Source organism: Chryseobacterium sp. StRB126 (genome assembly GCF_000829375.1).
GTDB lineage: Bacteria > Bacteroidota > Bacteroidia > Flavobacteriales > Weeksellaceae > Chryseobacterium.
Genome location: NZ_AP014624.1, coordinates 3,446,292 through 3,467,297 on the forward strand (window position 1 = coordinate 3,446,292; position 21,006 = coordinate 3,467,297).

The window sequence follows — 21,006 nt, forward strand, 5'->3', positions numbered from 1 at the left end:
TAATAAAAGATAGATAGATATTGGAATTCTTTATTTTATCAACCTATGAACTATTCTTCTTTTAGAATAAACTCATGGGCTTTCCTTCCTGTCTCTTCTAATAGATAAAGACTTTCAGGAGTAATTCTCTCCGCAAAGACCACCCGAAAATGGTGATCGTATTTATCTGTAAAAGAAAATGTGTTTCCCGGAGTGAATAAAACTTTATGTTCTTCACAATACTGATAAAATCTTTTCATATCCATATTTTCCGGCATCTGTGCCCAAATGCTATATCCTCCCTGTGGCCTATGAAAATATGAATCCTGTGGAAAACTTCTCCTTAAGACTTCCAACAGCTGGTTGGCCTGTTGATTTAACTTTTTACGAAATGATCGCAAATGTCTTTCGTAGCTGTTCTCCTGTAAAAGTTTCAAAATCAATTCCTGATAAAGTGGAGATACAGATCTGCCCAGAGCAAATCTTGTTCTTTCTGCCTTTGCATAAAATTTCCCAGCATAAAGCCACCCTAAACGAATCCCGGGAGCCAGCGTTTTCGAAAAAGAGGAATAGGTCATTACCCATCCTTTTTCATCAAAACTTTTAATGCTGGATGGTCTTTTTTCTTCAAAATAAAGGTCAGAATACATCTCATTTTCGATAATGCAGATCTGATAGTCTTCTGCAATTTCCAATACATTCTTTTTGGTTTCATCACTCATCATGATTCCGGTTGGATTATGGAAATTTGGGGTAACAATAAGGGCCTGGATATTGTTTTCAGCACAAACCTTTCGAAAATATTCAGTATCAAAACCATTTCTATAATGTACAGGGATCTCAATAACCTTCAGATCCAGATTGGCAATAACTTCCAGTATAGAAAATACACAGGGGCTGTCCACTGCTACAACGTCACCAGGCTTGGTTACAGAACTTAATGCAATGGTTAATGCCTGTAGAGCGCCATCCGTAATAATAAGTTCATCAGGATTAAACCTGCAGCCATATATTCCCATTTGCTTTGCGATCTGTTTTCTCAGTGCTTCAAGCCCGTTGGAAGGATAATACCTCAACAGAGAAGCTCCTTTTTCCCGGATCACTTCCTGCATAGTTCTTAAGATCAGTTTCTGCGGAATTAAAAGATCATCAGGCACCGCTGTATTAAAGGAACTCGATTCTGAAATTCTTTTGGAAGTCAGCAGTATATTCTTCATAAATTTTTCATCCCGCACCACTGGAGAAAACTTCGTTCTAGCCTCTGGAATATATTCGTCTCTTTTCTTTGCTACAAAATACCCGGAGCGTGGGCTGCTTTGAGCTAGACCTTTAATTATTAAATATTCAAAACCACTTTGTACTGAGCTAGTACTTAGATGATATCTTTTCTTTATTTCCCGGATAGACGGCAGTTTGTCACCAATCTGTAAAATTCCGTTACGGATCTGTTCTTCAATAATTGCTGTAAAAGCTTCGTATTTGTAGGTTTTCATCGATTTATATCAATCTGTACCGAACAAATTTACAAAATTACAATCTGTATCGGTTATATTTTCATCATCTGTACCCTTTCTGAATAGATTAAACTCATAATTTTGAAGAAAAAAGAATGGAAATCATTTCAAAATTCACCATAGGTTCAGACGAAGGAGTTGATGATCTTTTTACCGTCATCAAATCTTCTTTACATTCTACTTATAAAGATCATATTTCAGAGAAAAAGATCAAACAATATGTTGAGGACTGGGACCCCAGAAAAATGATTAATGAACTAAACAATCTGTCTAACCAGCTAGTTATCACGTATGCAGATCAAAAACCTGCAGGTTATGGCATTATAAAAAGTGGCTCCGGATATCCGGGTTCACCGGAAGGGAAAAGGTTTACAGAGCTTAGCTTTGTTATTCTTAAGGAATATGACACGCCTGAGACCCGTGAATCTCTGTGGAAAAAATGTAAAGCAGCTGCCTCATTCACTGATGTCATATGGACCAACATCTTTACAGAGGATCCACTTCTTGAGTTTCTGAAAGAATCTGGTTTTGTTATTAAGGAAAATGCAAAAACAACACCTTTTCAGCTTCCGTCTTATATTATAGAAATGCAGGTTAGTAAAAATTAAAGGATCTTCAATCAATACCAATCATAAAAACTATTGAAGGTAAATCTTAAAACCCAAAGATTTGCCTATCTTTGATTTTTATAATTCTGGAACAATGAGTGATCAACTGGAAACCATAAAAGACTACTACAAACGTACCCGCAGAAATATTCTCGAAATATCTGATGCTGATCTTGAAACCGGAAAAACCCATTTCAATATCATTCCCCGAAAGTATTGTAGTTTTAAAAGTCCTTACAACAGACGCGATTATTATAAAATCTGTTTTATCATTGGAAAGGGAACAGCCCATTACGGATCTCATACCACGTATGTTGACCGCCCTGTACTCTTCTTACCTTCACCTAATATCCCTTACACCTGGGAATGTGAAGATGATTTCCAGGAAGGGTTTTCATGCCTGTTTAATCAGGAGTTTTTTAATGTAAATTCGGAATTTAACCTGTTTAAAAAGACTTCATTATTTAAAGAATGGAGTAAACCTTTTATATTTCTGGATGATGAACAGATTCAACTGGCTACCATGTATTTTGAACAGATGTTCAAACTGAACCATTCCACTTATCCTTTCCGTTGCAGTGGCATTAAAAGTAATCTCGCTTCTGTTTTGCATCTTGCCCTCGAAAACCGTGTTGAAGATGTAAGCCTTAATGAACTTCCTGCCAATGTCCGCCTGTACAGACTGTTTGATGAGCTTCTGAACAAACAGTTTCCGCTGGATTCTCCTGCTTATCCTTTAGCTTTAAAAACAGCTTCTGATTTTGCAGATCATCTGAATGTACATGTGAACCATTTGAATTCATCCGTAAAATCGGTTACAAGCCTTACTACGACACAAATTATTAAAGAAAAAATATTTGAGGAGTCTAAAAATCTTCTAAAATATACAAATTGGGATATTGCACAGGTTGGCTATACGCTTGGCTTTGAACAGCCTTCCCATTTTAATAATTTTTTTAAAAAACATGCTGAAACATCTCCTTTGAAATTTAAAAATTCTTTCTAAATATTTGAATTTTGTAATTTTTGCTTTGTCTTTTAAAACTGAATTTTCTATTCTTGAAGTATTTTTGCATGGTAAAAAATGAATGAATATGTTGAGAGAAGCATCTGAGAAACGCATCAGATTAATAACCATTATGGCCTTTGTGTCTATCCCGCTTTCGGGGTTTGTCACTGATATTTACCTGCCATCCTTCCCTTCTATGGCCAAGGAAATGATGGTTTCGGAAAAAGATATACAGATTACATTAACATCTTACCTGCTGAGTTACGGGATTTCCCAGCTGTTTGTAGGGGGTATTCTAGACAGCATCGGCCGTTACCGTCCTAAATTATTTGCTTTATTGATTTTGATCCTGAGCAGTATTTTTATTACCATGACCAACAGCATTCTACTGATATGTCTCCTTCGTATTCTTCAGGGGATTGCGGTCTCCGTACTTGTTGTGGCTACGCGTGCTATTTTCGTAGATATTTATGATGCCGAACGGGTAAAGCATTATCTGAGTTATTTTACGATTGCATGGTCCTGTGGTCCTATTCTGGCACCTTTCCTTGGCGGTTATCTTGAAAAGCTTTTTAACTGGCATGCTAACTTTTATTTTCTTGCCTTTTATGCAGGATTTTTATTTCTTTTTGAATGGTTCTTCAGTGGAGAAAGTCTTCCAGAGAAGAAGAAACTGGATCTTTCAGAAAACATCAGTCTGTATTCAATGATGCTTAAAAATAAGATCTTTATGTTGGGGATCATTATTCTCGGATTAAGCTATTCTATTGTAATGCTCTTCAATATTACAGGACCTTTCATTATTGAAAATACTTTCCATTTTACTCCTGTAGTCATCGGATACTGTACCTTGATTTTAGGTTTTTCATGGATGATCGGAGGTTTCATCGGGAAACGAAGACTGGGGCTGGATTTTAAATCGAGAATTTTACTGCCTATTATCCTTCAATTGATACTGATTGCCGGATTAATCACTACCAGCTACTTTGTGGAAAGTCTTTATATCATGATTCCTTTTGCCTTTTTTATTCACATCTGCTCGGGAGTTTTATTTACTTCGTTCTTTACAACAAGTATGCTGTATTTTCCTAAAAATGCAGGAACAGCCGGTGGACTGATGGGCGGGCTGGTGTATGTAATCACCTCGGTTACCAGCTTTATTATTTCTGTAAGTGGAACGGTAACGGAGCAAAAAGACCTTTCCTGGCGATACCTGATCATTGCAATTTTGTTATTTGGAGTGATTTTAATTATGAATCAAGTGGTTAAAAAAGAAAAAGCAGAGAATTGATCTCTGCTTTTTTTATTTCTGTTTGGACTCATATTTCCTGATCTGTACCGTAGAAACTCCATTCAGTTTTACTTCCCTCCCTATTTTTTTCAACAATCCTGTTTCCGCATTTCGTTTAAAAACAACAGCAGTTCCGCTTACCGGATGAGTTACAATTAAAAACTTTCCAGAGCGGTCAATGGTAAAGGTTCTTGGATGATTTCCTTTTGTGGATTGATACCCTACCGTTTTTAAAGTACCATCATTCGAAATTGAAAAAATGGCAATATTGTTTTCATTTCCCCGATTTGAAGCGTAAAGATAGCACCCATCAGGAGAAATATGAACATCTGAGCTTTCAAAATTATCTTTAAAGTGATCGGAATGGGTATTGATTCTCTGAATGGGCTCCAGTTTTCCATTTTTATATTGATAAGCACTTACGGCTCCCCCCATTTCTTCAATACAATAAGCAAATTTCCCATTCGGATGGAAAGTAAGATGCCTAGGGCCACTTCCTAATGAAGTTGGAATGAAAGGCTTTTCAGCTTCTTCCAGTGGTTCTTTTTTATCTGTTTCAAATGCATAAGCTCTGATTCTATCAGCTCCGAGATCCGGTAAAAACACATACTTAAAATCAGGAGAAAAAACAGTTGAATGAATATGAGCTCGGTCCTGTCTATCCGGATTTATACTTCCTTCTGAAAACTAAAAATTCTGAACTCTTGGCTGTATCCATCCGTTTTCTGAGAGGGGATAAACAGAAGTACTCCCTTCAGTATAGTTTCCATTAATCAGCCATTTTCCACTCCTATGAACTGCAAGATAAACAGGGTTTTCTCCACCTGTTTTCTGACTATTGATAAAAGTAAGGGTCTTTTTTTCAGGATTAAACACAAAGCTGCTTACACTTCCTGCATTTTTCGTCTTACTTTCAGTACAGGCAAAAATATATTTACCATCCGGTGAAAGCGTCAGAAATGATGGATTTAAAACTCCTTTAACGGATGTTATTTTCGATAGTTTCCCTTTGAGGGTGTCTAATTTATAGACGTAGATTCCTTCAGTTTCTTTATCATGATTAAATGAACCAAAAAACACATAGGTATTTTGTGCACATAATTTCAGGCCTGCTAGAATGACAAATGCTTACTGTTTTCTTCAATTTTTTATTAGTTTTTTTTGAATGTTTTGAGATAAAGTAGAGAACTATAAATTTAATTTTTTTTAAGTTTAAATATTTAAGCCAAAGAAATAATTTTCAAATGCCCTTACAGAGCCCTATTTCATAGGTTTATCAGATGTCCCAACTAGTCATTAATGCATTATATTTACTCTTCTCATACTTTTTTATCAATAAAAAACTTTATCTTTACTCATTCATTCTGATGACAGATAATGTACTATCATGATTATGAGAATGATCTATTAACAAGGCTTTATTATGTGGTATAATTAAGCCTATCTTTACTAAAATTTAAATTATAATGAATTATAAGCTCGAGCTCAATACTCAGGAGCCTAACTCTAAAATTGTTTTTCACAACATCATATTTGATACATTCAAGATCAATATTGTTGAAAGATATATTGGGGCAATGAATTTCCGTCCGAAATTATCTAACGTTTTATTCAAAGTAAGAACCTTAGATAATCAACTCATTAACAGGAAGGATGGTAATATAAGGGTAAAAATTAAAGATGACAATTTTGAGACTTATCAAAGATTAACACAGGCATTAAATTCTTACGAATATAAAAATAAGCTGATTAACAGACAGGAGACGGATCAGAATTATGTACATTTTATATTAGGTCTGGTGATTGCAAACTATAATCTTAATTAATTTTTTGCAGTTGATTCTTTATTGACATCCTATCTTTTTGGAGTCAATCCTTATAAATTTATCTTCTTCATTGGTCTGTTGGCTATACATTCCAAAGATGGAAAATTTCACCACTGAAATCATTTGAACCTATCATACAATAAGCCTGGAAGCTTTTAAAAACTTCCAGGCCGTATATTTGTTTGATCATCTAATAAAGCACAATATCCTGTAGTCGTGTCCTTTCGTTTAACATCGATTCAGAAATGAATCCATTAATTAACATAAGGTCTTACATCCGGGATAACAGCCACAGGAGGTTTGTTATCAGTGATTGCAAATCTTAATCGCACCGCATTTCGGTGTGCTCTTACCTGAAGGGAAACACCCACTCCATCAGAAGTTTTCAACTGGAAAACATCCGTTTCATTAGTAGGATTCCCTGCTTTCCAGGCTGTCCAGTCTTTGAGGAATACACTGAATTCATCACAGCGTTCATTATCTGCCCGAAATTGATCAGCTTCATTTTTGCTTCTCCCGGTATCATTCGGGTAATATCCGGATCACCATATACCACTTTATGGGCAATAGCATAATTACCGATTGCTCCCGACTGCACTTTATAAACAGCATCTGCTGCTATAGCGTTCGTAGGGCTTACTCCCGTAATCCAGACTCTAAAGTCCCATTTTTACAGTTTCCATTTAAAAGTATACCTCCCATAGATTGAGCCTCAGCATAACTAACCAATACAATGGTTACAAGAAATAAAAAATTCTTTTGATCAAAAAAATCACCATTATCAACTAAATATTTAATCCCAAAAAATATTTTTTTCATTCTTTTTAAAAATAAAAAATTTATCACATTACCAACTTTATGCAATATTAAATTCAAAAAATAAACAATATTAATAAATGTTAACTTTAGTTTTATCTAGATCAACTTAATATTTTAAGAAGCAAACGAAATTCACAATACAACTCATTGATAACTACAATTGCCCAGTAATTTAATTTGTATTAAATTTGCATCCGATTCTCATGTTTAATTTGAGTTTTCATGGTTATTAGTTTTTATCCTCGAAGTCATTCGAGGATTTTTTTGTGTCTATACTTTTAAGGCTAACATAGATTTAACTTAGCAGTGAGCTTTTGAGTGATCGAAGGTGATTGGCTGTTTAGAGCATTAATTCTTTAAATTCATACTACCTTATTACTAATTATCATTCCTCAATATAAAGTACAAAAATTGAATACAACCCATTCAATAGTTTTTGTTTGCCATTAACGTGACTTACATGTCGATTTATATCTATTATATTACAGAACTATATCCATAACGTTAAACAACTATATATTAAGTAAATATAATATTTTTGGACTTTAATAATACATGAAAAATGCAGCCGATTATATTAAATCTTAAAATACTAAAAAAATCTGTTTAATAATTCACAGTTTGTCACCCATTTATAGGTAAAAATACCATAACCAATGGGAAAATCACTTTCCAGACAAGGAGCTTCTATTCCTTTTTTAAGACTGTATTAATAGTACTGGAATTTTATCTTCATTCAAAATCAAAAATTGTACAAATGAAAGAAAAAATACGTTTTCTAATACTCATTTTCGGAGTATTTTATTTCTCTATTAGCACTGTATTTTCCCAAGTTGGGATTCAAACATCCAATCCAAAAGGCATTCTACATATAGATGGTGCTAAAGATAATCCCGCTAATGATGATCTATCTGCTGTACAGGTAGCCAATGATATCATTATTAACAAAACAACCGGCTTTATTGGAGCGGGGGTTCTTAATCCCAAGGTAAAACTTGATATGAGGTCTGCAGGGAATGAGAATGCTTTAGGCCTCAGTACAACTACCATGTCTGCGGTAGATGCTGGCGCTGGAGCTGTAAGATATGACGTAGCCAATACTCCCGTAGGCCCCAAAATTGAAGTCTCAGACGGGGCCGTTTGGCATAAAGCCTATATAGCTCCTCAAAAAGCGGTAGTAGTGGCACGTAAGATAAGCAGCCAGTCTATAACGCAGAATACAGCTACCAATATTAATAATTGGAATATAGTGCGAGATATGAGTAATAGTTTTGATGCTTCATCCGGCATTTTTACAGCACCCCGCGATGGCACCTATACATTCCTGCTAACCTTTAACTTTAATGGTGCCATTATCAATGATGGCTCCAGAGTAGAATCACAATTTTATAACACTACAAGCAATACAATACTTGCATCTGTTTATAAAACTTTCGGACAATCTATGACTGGTACTGCTGATGATGCAAATTCTACAAGATCTACCCAGGCAGGAGGATCAAGTACAGTGACCCTTACTTTAACTGCAGGTACAAAGGTTGCAACGAGACTTTGGCATAATCTTATATCAAGTGGCTCGGTTGCACTCAGAGTAACCACCAATGCTGCAGATCCTACCAATCCGAATGATGGATTCAACAATCTAACCATTATAGAACATTAAAAAACAGATTATTTATTATGAGAATTATCTTCACTTATCAATTCCTTGCTTGTGTTCTATTTTTTTCTTCAAATCAAATAGCTGCCCAGGTAGGTTTTTATACAAGTACCCCCTTACAGCCTTTACAAATTGATGCTGGAAAAGATAATGGAACAGCTCCTGATCCAGCAAAGTTGTCAAATGATGTTGTAGTAAGTGCAACAGGAAATCTGGGACTTGGGGTTTTAAATCCAATAGCCAAAGTAGATCTTCGATCTTCAGACAATAAAGGACTTATTGGCCTAGGAACCAGCACACAATCCCCTAGTGAAGCCGACATTGGTGCAATACGCTATAATACAGCCGGGTTTTTAGAATATTCTGATGGAGAACAGTGGATTGCTTTGCCTCTTGCTCCTCCAGCCAAAGCTCTTGTGAACGCCAATAAGAGCACGGCTCAAAGCATTGGAAGTAATACTACGGTTTACCTATCAGATTGGACTGAAACAGTGGATCTCGGAACAACTCCCACTGGTGATTTTGATCCTTCTACAGGTGTTTTTACCGCTCCCCGTGATGGGTTTTATCTAGTATCATTCAATATTACTTTGGCTAATGGTAATATTCCTAAAAATACTTTTATAGAAACAGCAATAGAAAGTGATCGGAATATTGAAAACATTCAAACCTATAAAACCATTAATTCTTATCCTGCATTCCAGACTGGCACTGTCAGTAATTATATAAGTGGAAACTGTAATGCAATTTTTAACCTTAAAACAGGTAATACCATTAAGTTCAGTGTCAAACATAATATAGGTTCTGCCAGAAACACCTTGAATGACGGGAAACTTAATATACTGAGTATAAGCGAACTATAAATACCGCAATCATGAAACAACAATATATAAAAAATTTAGCCATTGCTTTTATACTCTTACTTTTTGGGAATCATGCCAATGCTCAAATTGGGATAGGAGTAGAAAACCCAACAAACCCCGTTGAGGTCAAAACTGATGCAGGTAAGGTTATAATAGATAAATCCGGAAAGCTAGGAGTATTGGTCACCAACCCAAAAGTTGCTATAGATTTACGCAGTGGAACCAACGGTTCGGTTGCTGTAGGAAACACTGATAAAACAGCTGCACAAGTTGGTGCTGGTGCTTTACGCTATGTTGCAAGCCCAGCTATTGGAGTAAAAGGATATCTGGAGTTTTCAGATGGGACAAATTGGGTAAGTTTTTTCCCAAAAGGTAAGCCTCGTATTGTTGTTATGGCCAGCAAAGTTACCCAGGATACCTATATATTTGAAAGTTCAAACCCATCGGAAATAGGAGCTAAATCCGGAATCGTACAACGAAGATCATCTTATTTAACCAACTGGACAGAAAAATTGGATTCCGACTCTGGTGTTCCCACCAGTAATTTCAATCCGGCTACTGGTGAATTTATTGCTCCCAGAACCGGAGTGTATTTTGCTACCTTTACTTTTGCATTACAATCTAGCCAGGTAAATACTGGCGGAAATAATCAGACAGAAGCCATCTGGGAAGTAAGAAATCCTGCCGGAACTATTACCCAAAGAGTAAAAACAAATAACGGCTATGCTTCTGATACCGGAGCAAGCCCTAATGCTGTACCTGTAGGCTCAGCCTGTACCGTAAGTGTTTATTTGAACAAAGGAGATAAATTAAGACCTTTCACTTGGGTTACCGTAGCATTTGATGGTACTATTAGCCAATTTGATATCTCCAGCAATGGTGTATATAATTCATTGACTATTGTAGAGCAATAAAGACAATTATTAAACTTTAGCTATATCATTTTTTTCTTTTACAAATACTTGAACAAAGCGGCTGGGAATTTTTCTCAGCCGCTTTTTAAATATTCATTATTATTTTTCAAGTGTCAATAAGTTTATTTTGCTTTCTGGTTACATCAAATTATATTCATGGAAATTTGATCACTGATACTAAAGAAGCAATAGACTAGCTCCTTTATTCTTTTTTAACTATATTTTAATTCATGAAATTATTAAACATCAGAAACCTGATGCTCAACCAAATAAAGTAAAAACATCTAATGGGTTCAACCATTCTCATTCAGCTTATAAATTTTAAACTACAATTTATTTTTTGAAGGAGTCCTTAAGAAAATGAAATTATTCAATAAGATTTATATCCATTTTCTGTACCAACATTCATCTAATATTCCAAATAACGATGCTATTAAAAGATGGTATAAAAATAAACCTACCCAATTTGACATCATTGATATCCCTTTGTGGAAGGGCTGTTAAATTAAATGTAGTATGTGTGTAGACACAACCTGATCTTAATTTACAAAAGAAAATAAGAAAGAACATTATTTTTTATTTTAATTTTAATTCACACAGAATAGATTATTTTTTTTCCATGTTCAAAAAACCACTAATCAATATAAAAAAACAACGTTATGGAACTACACAAAAAGATCTTATTAGGATCATTTATTTCAATGGCTTTAGTATCATGTAACACTACAAATGATAGTGTGGATGAAAAAGCCCCACAAGACCAACAAGCACTTTCAGGATTACTGGCCATCCCTCAGGCAGATATCCCTGCTGGTTTCGAAAAAACACAAATGTGTAAAGATGTTTATCTTCCCGGAGAGGATAAGGCTCCAGGAACGGCTTCTAAAGGAGCTGTTATTACCAGTAAAAAATGGGCAAATGGCAGTGTTATCACTGTAGGTCTTTACGGAGGAAGTACCTATGTTCGCAACAAGGTGATACAATATGCTAACGAATGGTCCAAATATGCCAACATTACTTTTAATTTTGTTACCAGTGGAGCACCACAAATTCGTGTAACATTTACCTCTGGTGCCGGATCTTATTCATATATTGGAAAAGATGCTCTTAGTATTGCCTCTAATAAGGAAACCATGAACTTTGGCTGGTTTAATGATTCAACAAGTGATACGGAATTCAGCAGAACAGTTATTCATGAATTTGGTCATGCACTTGGAATGATCCATGAGCATCAGCATCCTTTAGCCGCTATTCCATGGGATAAGCCAAAAGTATATGCTTATTATGCAGGTGCTCCCAATTACTGGACTCAAGCTCAGGTAGACAACAACCTTTTTGCAAAATATTCAACTTCACAAACACAATATAGTGCTTACGATACCCAATCTATTATGCATTATAGCATCAGCTCAACACTAACCACAAACGGATTCAGTGTTGGAAGCAATACCGTTTTATCTCCTACAGATAAGCAATTTATTGCAACAGTATATCCAAAATAAGAAATCCACTTATCTAAATATGAGTCTACCTTAGGTAAAACCAAGGTAGGCTTTTCTTGTTTGTAACTGGGGGAAAAACCATATAACTCTATAGGATCAAAACTAGGATATCCGCCGCAGAAATATTAATGATCAATTTAAAAGTCTAAAAAGTCTTAAATGTATACTCATCATATACTGTTCTGATGAGCTGATCAGAATTGATATTTCGTAAAAAAATAGGATAATGAAAACGATCCAGTTTATTTAAAATACGTATAAGCTCCATCTTTTCATGATAATTGAGATTTCCAGCTACGATATTGGTTGCCTGACGAATCTTTTCCATTTGATTTTCCAAAATTAATAATCCTCTTTCAGTAATACGGATTAACTTACTGCGTTTATCCAAATCAGAATCTGTCTGCTCAATAAGTCCCTGACGTAACAGTCTGCCAATAATAAGCATACCCACGGGCTTTTCATGAATGTTTTTTTTGATAAGCGCCATCTTAGTCATCTCACCAAAAGCTTTCAAATTAATCAGATAAATAAAGTCTTCCTGGGTAGAGAATTCTGAATCTGAGATGGCAGACTTTGAGTATGTTTTTGCATATCGGTTAAGATGAACAAGCAATGTACTTATGGCACTTTCCGGTGTTCTTCCATTTTCTTTCCCATCCCAATAAGGTTCTTCAGGATGATCTTCCTGCTTACTATTATCCTTATCAGAAATCCATGCTTTAAAACCCTGAATAGTTCCCGGATACAAATCAGGACAAGCGTGGACCTCTGCTTCAAACTCCTGCAGTAAGTCTATAAAATCTTTAATAAGTGTATAATTCATATCCGTTAAATAGTTTACAAAAATACCTAATTCCTTAAAGAGTCACGCAATATATGATTAAAACTATAATAAATAAAATTGATTAAGTTGTTCTTCACATAATATACGAATGACTTCAATCCAACGGTCCTCATCATTCAGACAAGGTATATAGGTGAAGCTCTCCCCACCAGCTTCCAAAAACAGCTCTTTTCCTTCAACGGAAATCTCTTCCAGGGTTTCCAGGCAGTCTGAAACAAATGCAGGACAAACAATCGCAAGATTTTTAATTCCTTTTGGGGGAATAGTTTCTAATGTATGATCTGTATAAGGTTCTATCCATTTGTCTTTTCCTAATCTGGACTGAAAAGAAACAATAACTTTATCTTTTGGCAATTCAAGCTTTCTGATGACCCGATCGGTAGTATTAAAACACTGATGACGATAGCAAAATGAATGACTGGGATGCGTATCTTTATAACAGCAATCGTTCATATTACACGTCTTTGTTGGATCTGTTTTGTAAATATGCCGTTCAGGAACGCCATGGTAAGAAAATAGTAAAGCATCAAAATTTTCTGGAAGCTTTTCCCTGATACTTTCCGCCAGACAGTCTGTATATAGATCCCGGTTATAAAAAGACTGTACGTAGTTGATTCTTACACCTGGGAATTTTTTCTTTCTGATCTCTTCTGCTTTTTCAATAACAGTTTCAGTGGTACTCATTGCATATTGTGGATAAAGAGGAAACAGTACAATTTCCGTGATTCCTTTTTCAACAAGATTCCTGATGCCTGTCTCAATACTTGGTTCAGCATATCTCATTCCTATTTCCACTGGCACATCTATCAGCTTTTGAAGTTTTTTCCGAATCTTTTCTGTAATAACGATTAATGGTGAGCCCTCATCTGTCCATACCATTTTGTAGGCTTCTGCAGATTTAGCAGGTCTTGTTTTCAGGATAATTCCCTGAACAAGAAGTGCCCGAAAGATCCAACGGTAATCAATTACCCTTTCATCCATTAAAAATTCATCCAGATATTCCTTTACATCTTCTACTGCAGTAGATCTCGGAGAGCCAAGATTGATCAATAAAATTCCTTTTTTAGCCAATGTTGTTTATTTATTAGTGAATAGTTATATTGCCGGTTATTCTGCCAGTGCTTCTTTGTAAGCCTTTAATACTCTTTCTCTGGCTTTTGCATGTTCTACGATAGGTTCTTCGTTATAATCTTCCGGAAGCCACCTTCTGATATATTGAGTATCTTTATCAAACTTTTTTGTCTGCTCATAGGGATTGAATATCCTAAAATAAGGCGCAGCATCACAACCACAACCTGCCGCCCATTGCCAGTTTCCATTATTGGCAGCCAAATCGTAGTCCAGCAGCTTTTCGGCAAAATAGGCCTCTCCCCACCTCCAATCAATAAGCAAATGCTTAGTAAGGAAACTTGCTGTGATCATTCTTAGTCTGTTGTGCATAAATCCTGTCTCATTGAGCTGTCTCATTCCGGCATCTACAATTGGATATCCGGTTTTACCTTCACACCACGCCTTAAATTCTTTTTCATTGTTCCTCCACACAATATTCTCATATTTCTTTTTAAAACATTGATGAACAACACTTGGAAAATGATACAGAATCTGCATGAAAAATTCTCTCCATATAAGTTCATTAAGCCATCCTTCGTTATGCTTAACTGCATATTTTACACATTTGCGAATTGAAATAATTCCAAAACGAAGTGCAGTCCCAAGATGACTGGTATGATCCATTGCAGGAAAATCCCGGTACTTATCATAAGAATCTATTATACTGCTCTCCAGCACCGGTTTTATAAATTCAAGATCTGTTTTCTCAAATCCAATTTCTTTTAATGAAATGATTTCAGAAGATCCGTTATAATCTGCAAACTGTGCCAGGTTTATAGTAACCGATTCTATATTCTTCAAATTTTCTTTCCATTTCTTTGAGTATGGGGTAAAAACAGTATAGGGAGAAAGATCATTTTTCAAAATATTATTTTTCTCAAAAATAACCTGATCCTTAAAATTTTTAAATTGAATATGATGTTTCAACAGCAAATCAGCTACCTGCCGGTCCCGTTGTAGGGCTTGCGGTTCATAATCTCTGTTGCTAAAGACCGTATCAATATTAAAATCCCGGATTATTCTTTTAAATACTTCTATTGGAGTACCATGATAAACATAAAGACCACTGTTATGTTTTTTCAGATCTTTATGAATTTCCTGTAAAGCCTGATGAATATAATCTACTCTTTTATCATTTTTATTCTGAAGTTGATCCAGTATATCAGTATCAAAAATAAAAACCGGAATAACCTTTAATCCTGTACTCAGTGCATGATGAAGCCCTATATTATCATTCAATCTAAGATCTCTTCTGAACCAAAAAATATTCACTTTATTCATGATAAATATTTGCTTATAAAATAAAACACAAATATACTAATAAACAATTAAAAAGAATATTAATGAACTACAATTTAAATAAAAAAGAATGAATGAAATTATATATGAGATAAATTTATAACCCAGAACCTGTTTAAAATTAATATACAAATAAACTAAATATTGAAATAAAACAATAAATGCCCGAAACTAGAAGTTCCGGGCATTTATTAAACTAACATTAATTGGTCTTCTTTCTCCATTCTGCTTTCACATCTTCAGCAGCATCTTTGGTGCTTTCCCAAGCTTCATCAGCTTTATCTTTAATATCCTCCCATACATCTGAAAAGTTCGATTTCACCCTATCCAGCCAATCTTCCTGAGTTGCTTCCTGATCATTTTCTCTTTTTTCATTGATAAAATCTTTAGCTTTGTCCGCTAGCTCATTGATTTTCCATTTTGCCTCATCAGCTGCATTTTTTAAAGAGTTTTTTGTTTGATCTACTGCATTTTCTGCTTTGTTGTAATCTGAATTATTCATAATATAATATTTTAGTAATTGGTATATAAATAAACAATCATCGTGCCTGAAAAATAATTACCGTGTTAAAAAAACATTAAAATTTAATTTGAATCTTATAGATAAAAGATATTTAAAAATTTTCCAAAAGATGACCGAAGTAATTCTTTTTCTTAAGGAGATAACTTTCATTCACTTCATTAGAATCAATTTCCAAAGGAATTCTGCTGTTGAGAACGATGTTACTGTTCTCTACCGATTTGATCTTTTCGGGATTATTAGTCAGCAAGTTGATCTCTTTTATCTTCAGAATAGCCAGCATTTCAACTGCCATATCAAAGTTTCTTCCGTCTGCAGGCAGCCCCAGTTTCAAATTGGCATCAACAGTATCCCAGCCCTGTTCTTGAAGCTCATAGGCCCTAAGTTTATTAATAATTCCAATATTTCTTCCTTCCTGTCTGAGATAGATGATGACTCCACCATTTTCTGACATATATTTCATAGCAGCATCCAGCTGTTGCCCGCATTCGCATTTTTTGGAATGAAAAACTTCTCCGGTGATGCATTCTGAATGAAAACGTACATTTACCGTCCCGGCAAAATCTGTATTTTCCGCCACCCAAACCAAGTGAGGAGTCCAGTCTTCTTCACTTTCTGAAAATGCATATACAGTGAATAACCCATAATCTGTAGGTATTTTTGATTGTGCTTGTATTTTGAGCATTTTTTTCTGATTTTAAATTAATAGCCTATTGTTCAAATGGACTTTTCTTATCCTGCTTTACCCAAATAAGTTTTAATGTATCATAACCCATCTCCTGAGCTTTGGAGATAAAAATTTGTTTTATATTTTCCGGAATGGTTTTCTCACGGGAAAGAATCCACAGATAGTCTAAATTCTTCCCGGCAACCAATGCATATTTGTAATTTTCCAGCGCAACTACGTTATATCCTGCATAAAACGGTCCGAAAAAACTCACTTTTAGGGCTGCAACATCTTTCCTTCCCCTGAATTTGGCAGTACCATTTACAGAAACCCATTTATTCTTTTTAAAATTATATCCGCTGTTGACTACTTTTACACTTCCGTCTGCATTAAGACTGTACTGAGCTATTGCATTATCAAGATCTTTTTCAAAACGATAATCGAATCTGGCTATTTCATACCATGTACCTAAATACCGGTTGACATCAAACGGGCTCACAGGTCGTGCTTTTTCAGGCATAGAAGAACAGGAGGTAAGAGTATTTAATAAGACTAAACCCAGCAATACAATAAAAGTTACTCTATTTTTCATTTTTGGTTATTTTTTTAAAGAAATAAATATTTAATAAAAACTGGCTGTACCCGTAAACGGCATCTTCAACAGGGATAGTTCCCATTCTCACCCCTAAAAAGTCATCAGGATTATAGTTAACTACCGGCGAAGGAATTAAAGAGCCTGTCAGAATTCCATTCACTGCAAAAAAGCCGGGCATTAAAAGCAGATATACAAAACTGGCCTTTCCTAACCATTCTTTTTGAGCGATAAAATGGAGATAGCAAAGCGTGATTATCGTTACGATCACAGTAAGCAGAGTATATATTCTTTCATAATAAAGAATCCCTGTCACACTAAGAAAAATAACCGCGGTAAATACAATGAGATTATTTAATACATTAGCCCAATCAAGATTAAAAAACTTTTCCAGACAATAGTAAGTGAAAACACAGGCAAAAGGAATACAGTAAAAAAACAGCCATTCTTCAACGGGAAGTCCTGCTATTTTAGCTCCTAAGGTATAATTGAGATCAAACCACCACACTCCTTTTGCAGTAAACCATATGTCCCAAATAATAAAAGGAACTGCCACGATGGTAGATGACAGTAGAAATTTTCCGAAAAGCTTATTGAATTGTATCCTTCTGTCAAAAGAGGCCAAAAAGCAAATAATGACAGTAAAAAAGTTAATCAGTAGGTAAGTATAAGGCATCATTTTTTATTGAAATACATTTTAAAATATTTAACAGGAACCCACAGAAAGCCAAAACATTCTCCCTCTTCTTTCCCCAGATGTTTGTGATGCTGCTTATGCGCACGTCTGATCGCAAGGAAATACGGGTTCTTTGTTTTTGTAAAAACTTTTGCTCTCTGATGAATAAAAACATCATGCACAAAGAAATAAGCCATTCCGTAAATGCTTATTCCAAGACCGATAAAAAAACAATAACTGAATTCCTGCTTTACTCCAAGATATAATAAAGCAATGGCTGGGCTTGCAAAAATGAAAAAGAACAGATCATTTCTTTCAAGTTTCCCATTATGACTATGATCATGATGGTCCCTGTGCAGGCACCATAAAAACCCATGCATAATATACCGATGAATTAACCAGGTAGCTCCTTCCATGAAAATGCATACTCCAAAAACGATCAGAAAATTCATTTTAATTATGCTTATTGTTAAAAAGATCATTTAAAACCTTATACCTGAAATCAAAAATACTCTTGAGCTTATCTTTTACAAATAACTGATGAGCTATTTTACCTAAGATCCCCATCGGGAGCTCATAATCTACAGTATCTTTAATGAGTACTCCATTCTCATTAGGAATAAATTCATGAAAATGGTTCCAGTACTTATACGGACCTTCTTTCTGAAAGTCTGTAAAGCTTTTATAGTGTTCTACCTGGCTAATAATGGTCATCCATTTCATAGGAATTCCTAACAAAGGAGAAACAGTATAATTTATTTCCATTCCTTTAAAAATAGGCTGGTCCCGAAGGGTTGAAAGAACCACAAAATTCATGCTTTCAGGAGTTATTTCCGATAAATTATGAGGAGATGAAAAAAACTTCCATGCCGTTTCAATATTACAATTCAGCTGTTGTTCTCTGTATAATCTGTACATCATTTATTTTTTATTGATGGTTAAACCTTCCAAAAAATCATTATTAAACCATAACTGCATTATCAGAAATAAGCAGATTTGTAACGGATATAACTTTTGAATGCAACCACTAGCTTTTGTGAATTGGCAATTCTGATTCTTTTTTGCAACATATTCTGCGAGCTTGTTTTCTTTATTTTTTCAAACAGAGAAAGATAATATCGGTATGCCAGATATACTCCAAAAATGGATGAGCCCGGCAGCTTTTTTATTCCTTGTAATGCTTCTTTAAATTCTTCTTCAATCTCTTTTTCAATCCTAGCTTTTACTGTATTATCAAAAACCGACATATTGAGGGAAGGAAAATAAGTTCGTCCTAAAATCTGATAATCATCTTTAAGATCCCGTAAAAAATTAACTTTCTGAAAAGCTGATCCTAGTTTCATGGCAAACGGTTTAAGCTTTTCATACTGGTGTAAATTGCCTTCTGTAAATATCTGCAGACACATCAGCCCCACCACTTCCGCAGATCCATAGATATACTCCTTATATAAATCTGAGTTATAATCAATTTTATGAAGGTCCATTTCCATGCTGTGTAAAAACTGGTTGATCAACTGTATATCAATATCATACTGACGAACGGTTTCCTGGAATGAATGTAAAATAGGATTGAGTGATATTCCATCTTCCAGCGCATCATAAGTTTCAGCTTTTAATCTTTTCAGAAGTTTCTCTTTATCATAGCCATCAAAACTATCTACAATCTCATCTGCAAGACGCACATAACCATATACAGCATAAACAGCAGGCCTGATAGAAGGCTTCAATGCCAGTATTCCTAATGAAAAACTGGTACTGTATTTTTTTGTAGTGTGCTTACTGACTTCGCAAGACAATTCATCAAACAATTTTTTCATATTATTTTATTTTAGTTTACTGACTTCAGCTGCTACAATTTTCCCTGAAATTACTGATGGAGGAACTCCGGGCCCGGGAACCGTTAGCTGCCCTGTATAAAAAAGATTTCTGATCTTTCTGTTTCTTATTTTAGGTTTTAAGACCGCTGTCTGAGATAAAGTATTGGATAAACCGTAGGCATTACCTTTATAAGCATTATAATCTGAAATAAAATCACTCACACAATAGCTTCTTTTATATTCGATTTTGGAAAAAATATCAGCTTCACCAGTATGTTTTTCAATCCTTACTAGCATTTCCATCAAATATTTTTCCCTTACAGATTCCTCATCGTGTATTCCTGGTGCAAGGGGTAATAGTAAAAAAAGATTTTCACAGTCTTCAGGGGCTACATCAGGATCTGTTTTTGAAGGACAACATGCATAAAAAAGAGGTTTAGCAGGCCATTTCTCATTTTTATAAATACAGTCTATATGATTGTCAAGCTCATTTTCAAAAAAAAGTGTATGATGTTTTAAGCGAGGAATTTTCCCTTTGATTCCCAGATAATAAATAAGGCATGAAGGTGCAAAAGTTCTGGTTGTCCAATATGCCTCATTGTAGTTTCTGTATGTTGCAGGTATTAATGTTTCTGTATGATGATAATCTGATGAAGCAATAACTGCATCAAATTCATAATTTTCACCCTCTACTGTTAATGAGGTAAGCGTTCCCTTTTCAACATTGATTTTCTGTACATTATGATTAAAGTGAAAAATAACACCCTGTTTTTCAGCCACTTCTTTCATAGCAAGAACCAGCTGATAAAATCCTCCCATCGGATATTTTGTCCCCAAAACATATCCGCCGTAATTCATAAGGCTGTAAAGTGCAGGAATACGCTGTGGCGAAGCTCCAAGAAAGATAACCGGAAATTCCATTAAGGATCTGAGTTTCGAATCTGTAAAATAACCTGAAACATACTTCCTGAAATTGCTTAAAAGATCAAGCTTCAATGCACTGCCTGCTATTTTTAAAGAAGCAAATTCTAGCCAGCTATAACAGGGCTGTGTTACAAATTCTTTCATTCCCACTTCATATTTAAATTGGGCAGACTGCATAAAATTATCGTACTGTCTGCCCGCTCCGGGTTCTATTTTTTCAAATAGCTCACGAATATCTTCATTTTTCTCAGGAACTGAAACCTTCTCATTTGAAAAAACCATTTCAAATTGGGGATCCAAAGAAACCAGCTTAAAAAAATCGGATGTTTTACAATTAAAATCAGAGAAAAAATCTTCAATGATATCAGGCATCCAGTACCAGCTGGGTCCCATATCAAAAACATACCCTTGCTCTGTCTTAAATTGTCTTGCCCGACCGCCTGGCTGATGATGCTTTTCAAATACATGTACCTCATTTCCGGATTTCGCAGCATATGCAGCAGCAGAGAGTCCGGAAAATCCGGAACCTATCACTGCAATTCTCTTTCTTAAGTTTCCAGTATTCATTG

23 protein-coding genes and 1 pseudogene are annotated in these 21,006 nt (G+C 35.1%); 8 read left to right on the top strand and 16 right to left on the bottom strand.

The genetic code is table 11. From position 1 onward, the window contains the following. Positions 1–50: 50 nt before the first annotated feature. Positions 51–1,472: a PLP-dependent aminotransferase family protein gene (locus CHSO_RS15665; protein ID WP_045497898.1), complete on the bottom strand. Its 1,422-nt coding sequence runs from the start codon at positions 1,470–1,472 to the stop codon at positions 51–53. 116 nt (positions 1,473–1,588) lie between these two features. Between CHSO_RS15665 and CHSO_RS15670 the strand changes: the two genes are divergently transcribed. The 3 genes from CHSO_RS15670 to CHSO_RS15680 all read left to right on the top strand — a co-directional run bounded on the left by CHSO_RS15670 (position 1,589) and on the right by CHSO_RS15680 (position 4,401). After that, positions 1,589–2,101 carry a hypothetical protein gene (locus CHSO_RS15670; RefSeq protein WP_045497901.1) on the top strand — a complete coding sequence of 171 codons (513 nt, stop codon included), beginning with the start codon at positions 1,589–1,591 and terminating at the stop codon, positions 2,099–2,101. Between the two features lie 94 nt (positions 2,102–2,195). Further along, entirely contained in the window at positions 2,196–3,107 is a 912-nt protein-coding gene (locus tag CHSO_RS15675) for a helix-turn-helix domain-containing protein (protein WP_045497904.1), read from the top strand. A gap of 88 nt (positions 3,108–3,195) precedes the next feature. Next, positions 3,196–4,401 (top strand): MFS transporter, encoded by a 1,206-nt coding sequence (locus CHSO_RS15680; RefSeq protein WP_045497907.1) that lies wholly within the window; start codon positions 3,196–3,198, stop codon positions 4,399–4,401. 12 nt (positions 4,402–4,413) lie between these two features. On the opposite strand, the pseudogene CHSO_RS15685 reads toward CHSO_RS15680, so the two are convergent. Beyond that, a pseudogene (locus CHSO_RS15685) lies at positions 4,414–5,481 on the bottom strand (lactonase family protein). 386 nt (positions 5,482–5,867) lie between these two features. On the opposite strand from CHSO_RS15685, the gene CHSO_RS15690 reads away from it, so the two are divergent. Then, on the top strand, positions 5,868–6,227 hold the full coding sequence (locus CHSO_RS15690; RefSeq protein ID WP_045497910.1) for a hypothetical protein: 360 nt from the start codon (positions 5,868–5,870) through the stop codon (positions 6,225–6,227). Positions 6,228–6,481: 254 nt separating this feature from the next. Here the strand turns inward: CHSO_RS15690 and CHSO_RS26435 are convergent, their stop codons facing one another. Genes CHSO_RS26435 through CHSO_RS15700 form a run of 3 tightly spaced genes read right to left on the bottom strand, consistent with a single transcriptional unit; the run spans position 6,482 to position 7,046 of the window. Next, positions 6,482–6,616 carry a hypothetical protein gene (locus tag CHSO_RS26435; RefSeq protein WP_262483752.1) on the bottom strand — a complete coding sequence of 45 codons (135 nt, stop codon included), beginning with the start codon at positions 6,614–6,616 and terminating at the stop codon, positions 6,482–6,484. Then, positions 6,613–6,825 carry a hypothetical protein gene (locus tag CHSO_RS15695; RefSeq protein WP_045497913.1) on the bottom strand — a complete coding sequence of 71 codons (213 nt, stop codon included), beginning with the start codon at positions 6,823–6,825 and terminating at the stop codon, positions 6,613–6,615. Before CHSO_RS15695 ends, CHSO_RS26435 begins: the two co-directional genes overlap by 4 nt. 38 nt (positions 6,826–6,863) lie before the next feature. Beyond that, a complete protein-coding gene (locus CHSO_RS15700) occupies positions 6,864–7,046 on the bottom strand; it encodes a hypothetical protein (RefSeq protein WP_045497917.1) in 183 nt (60 codons plus the stop codon). Between the two features lie 757 nt (positions 7,047–7,803). Here CHSO_RS15700 and CHSO_RS15705 point away from each other — a divergent pair. The 4 genes from CHSO_RS15705 (at position 7,804) to CHSO_RS15720 (ending at position 11,985) form a co-directional block, all read left to right on the top strand. After that, positions 7,804–8,709: a hypothetical protein gene (locus tag CHSO_RS15705; RefSeq protein WP_045497922.1), complete on the top strand. Its 906-nt coding sequence runs from the start codon at positions 7,804–7,806 to the stop codon at positions 8,707–8,709. Between the two features lie 17 nt (positions 8,710–8,726). Further along, positions 8,727–9,569 carry a hypothetical protein gene (locus CHSO_RS15710; RefSeq protein ID WP_045497924.1) on the top strand — a complete coding sequence of 281 codons (843 nt, stop codon included), beginning with the start codon at positions 8,727–8,729 and terminating at the stop codon, positions 9,567–9,569. 11 nt (positions 9,570–9,580) lie between these two features. Further along, entirely contained in the window at positions 9,581–10,483 is a 903-nt protein-coding gene (locus tag CHSO_RS15715) for a hypothetical protein (protein ID WP_045497927.1), read from the top strand. A gap of 659 nt (positions 10,484–11,142) precedes the next feature. Further along, a complete protein-coding gene (locus CHSO_RS15720) occupies positions 11,143–11,985 on the top strand; it encodes a M12 family metallopeptidase (protein WP_045497928.1) in 843 nt (280 codons plus the stop codon). A gap of 145 nt (positions 11,986–12,130) precedes the next feature. Here CHSO_RS15720 and CHSO_RS15725 read toward each other — a convergent pair whose 3' ends face one another. The 11 genes from CHSO_RS15725 to CHSO_RS15775 form a co-directional block, all read right to left on the bottom strand. Beyond that, the gene (locus CHSO_RS15725; RefSeq protein ID WP_045497931.1) at positions 12,131–12,811 is read right to left on the bottom strand and encodes a MarR family winged helix-turn-helix transcriptional regulator; all 681 of its coding nucleotides are present in this window, start codon (positions 12,809–12,811) and stop codon (positions 12,131–12,133) included. 63 nt (positions 12,812–12,874) lie between these two features. After that, a complete protein-coding gene (gene hemH / locus CHSO_RS15730; RefSeq protein ID WP_045497933.1) occupies positions 12,875–13,903 on the bottom strand; it encodes a ferrochelatase in 1,029 nt (342 codons plus the stop codon). A gap of 36 nt (positions 13,904–13,939) precedes the next feature. Further along, positions 13,940–15,223, bottom strand: a complete 1,284-nt coding sequence (locus CHSO_RS15735; RefSeq protein WP_045497934.1) for a cryptochrome/photolyase family protein — start codon at positions 15,221–15,223, stop codon at positions 13,940–13,942. A gap of 220 nt (positions 15,224–15,443) precedes the next feature. Continuing rightward, entirely contained in the window at positions 15,444–15,743 is a 300-nt protein-coding gene (locus CHSO_RS15740) for a hypothetical protein (RefSeq protein ID WP_084221000.1), read from the bottom strand. Between the two features lie 112 nt (positions 15,744–15,855). Next, positions 15,856–16,446: a GTP cyclohydrolase II gene (gene ribA, locus CHSO_RS15745; RefSeq protein ID WP_045497935.1), complete on the bottom strand. Its 591-nt coding sequence runs from the start codon at positions 16,444–16,446 to the stop codon at positions 15,856–15,858. A 25-nt stretch (positions 16,447–16,471) separates the two neighbouring features. Next, positions 16,472–17,020 carry a lipocalin family protein gene (locus tag CHSO_RS15750; protein WP_045497936.1) on the bottom strand — a complete coding sequence of 183 codons (549 nt, stop codon included), beginning with the start codon at positions 17,018–17,020 and terminating at the stop codon, positions 16,472–16,474. Then, positions 17,010–17,699 (bottom strand): lycopene cyclase domain-containing protein, encoded by a 690-nt coding sequence (locus CHSO_RS15755; protein WP_045497941.1) that lies wholly within the window; start codon positions 17,697–17,699, stop codon positions 17,010–17,012. The genes CHSO_RS15750 and CHSO_RS15755 overlap by 11 nt, the downstream gene beginning before the upstream one ends. Beyond that, positions 17,696–18,148: a sterol desaturase family protein gene (locus tag CHSO_RS15760; RefSeq protein WP_045497944.1), complete on the bottom strand. Its 453-nt coding sequence runs from the start codon at positions 18,146–18,148 to the stop codon at positions 17,696–17,698. The genes CHSO_RS15755 and CHSO_RS15760 overlap by 4 nt, the downstream gene beginning before the upstream one ends. Before the next feature lies 1 nt (position 18,149). Next, entirely contained in the window at positions 18,150–18,617 is a 468-nt protein-coding gene (locus tag CHSO_RS15765; protein WP_045497947.1) for an SRPBCC family protein, read from the bottom strand. A gap of 59 nt (positions 18,618–18,676) precedes the next feature. Beyond that, positions 18,677–19,513, bottom strand: a complete 837-nt coding sequence (locus CHSO_RS15770; protein WP_045497950.1) for a phytoene/squalene synthase family protein — start codon at positions 19,511–19,513, stop codon at positions 18,677–18,679. Between the two features lie 6 nt (positions 19,514–19,519). Further along, a complete protein-coding gene (locus CHSO_RS15775; protein WP_045497953.1) occupies positions 19,520–21,004 on the bottom strand; it encodes a phytoene desaturase family protein in 1,485 nt (494 codons plus the stop codon). Positions 21,005–21,006: the final 2 nt, after the last annotated feature.

Bases quoted from the DNA above. Each gene is read 5' to 3' on its own strand.
- CHSO_RS15680 (WP_045497907.1), top strand. From the start codon at position 3,196: ATGTTGAGAGAAGCATCTGAGAAACGCATCAGATTAATAACCATTATG.
- CHSO_RS15690 (WP_045497910.1), top strand. From the start codon at position 5,868: ATGAATTATAAGCTCGAGCTCAATACTCAGGAGCCTAACTCTAAAATT.
- CHSO_RS15750 (WP_045497936.1), bottom strand. From the start codon at position 17,020: ATGAAAAATAGAGTAACTTTTATTGTATTGCTGGGTTTAGTCTTATTA.
- CHSO_RS15710 (WP_045497924.1), top strand. From the start codon at position 8,727: ATGAGAATTATCTTCACTTATCAATTCCTTGCTTGTGTTCTATTTTTT.
- ribA (WP_045497935.1), bottom strand. From the start codon at position 16,446: ATGCTCAAAATACAAGCACAATCAAAAATACCTACAGATTATGGGTTA.
- CHSO_RS15720 (WP_045497928.1), top strand. From the start codon at position 11,143: ATGGAACTACACAAAAAGATCTTATTAGGATCATTTATTTCAATGGCT.
- CHSO_RS15665 (WP_045497898.1), bottom strand. From the start codon at position 1,472: ATGAAAACCTACAAATACGAAGCTTTTACAGCAATTATTGAAGAACAG.
- CHSO_RS15770 (WP_045497950.1), bottom strand. From the start codon at position 19,513: ATGAAAAAATTGTTTGATGAATTGTCTTGCGAAGTCAGTAAGCACACT.
- CHSO_RS15755 (WP_045497941.1), bottom strand. From the start codon at position 17,699: ATGATGCCTTATACTTACCTACTGATTAACTTTTTTACTGTCATTATT.
- CHSO_RS15700 (WP_045497917.1), bottom strand. From the start codon at position 7,046: ATGAAAAAAATATTTTTTGGGATTAAATATTTAGTTGATAATGGTGAT.
- CHSO_RS15705 (WP_045497922.1), top strand. From the start codon at position 7,804: ATGAAAGAAAAAATACGTTTTCTAATACTCATTTTCGGAGTATTTTAT.
- CHSO_RS15670 (WP_045497901.1), top strand. From the start codon at position 1,589: ATGGAAATCATTTCAAAATTCACCATAGGTTCAGACGAAGGAGTTGAT.
- CHSO_RS15740 (WP_084221000.1), bottom strand. From the start codon at position 15,743: ATGAATAATTCAGATTACAACAAAGCAGAAAATGCAGTAGATCAAACA.
- CHSO_RS15735 (WP_045497934.1), bottom strand. From the start codon at position 15,223: ATGAATAAAGTGAATATTTTTTGGTTCAGAAGAGATCTTAGATTGAAT.
- CHSO_RS15725 (WP_045497931.1), bottom strand. From the start codon at position 12,811: ATGAATTATACACTTATTAAAGATTTTATAGACTTACTGCAGGAGTTT.
- CHSO_RS15760 (WP_045497944.1), bottom strand. From the start codon at position 18,148: ATGAATTTTCTGATCGTTTTTGGAGTATGCATTTTCATGGAAGGAGCT.
- CHSO_RS15765 (WP_045497947.1), bottom strand. From the start codon at position 18,617: ATGATGTACAGATTATACAGAGAACAACAGCTGAATTGTAATATTGAA.
- CHSO_RS15675 (WP_045497904.1), top strand. From the start codon at position 2,196: ATGAGTGATCAACTGGAAACCATAAAAGACTACTACAAACGTACCCGC.
- CHSO_RS15715 (WP_045497927.1), top strand. From the start codon at position 9,581: ATGAAACAACAATATATAAAAAATTTAGCCATTGCTTTTATACTCTTA.
- CHSO_RS15775 (WP_045497953.1), bottom strand. From the start codon at position 21,004: ATGAATACTGGAAACTTAAGAAAGAGAATTGCAGTGATAGGTTCCGGA.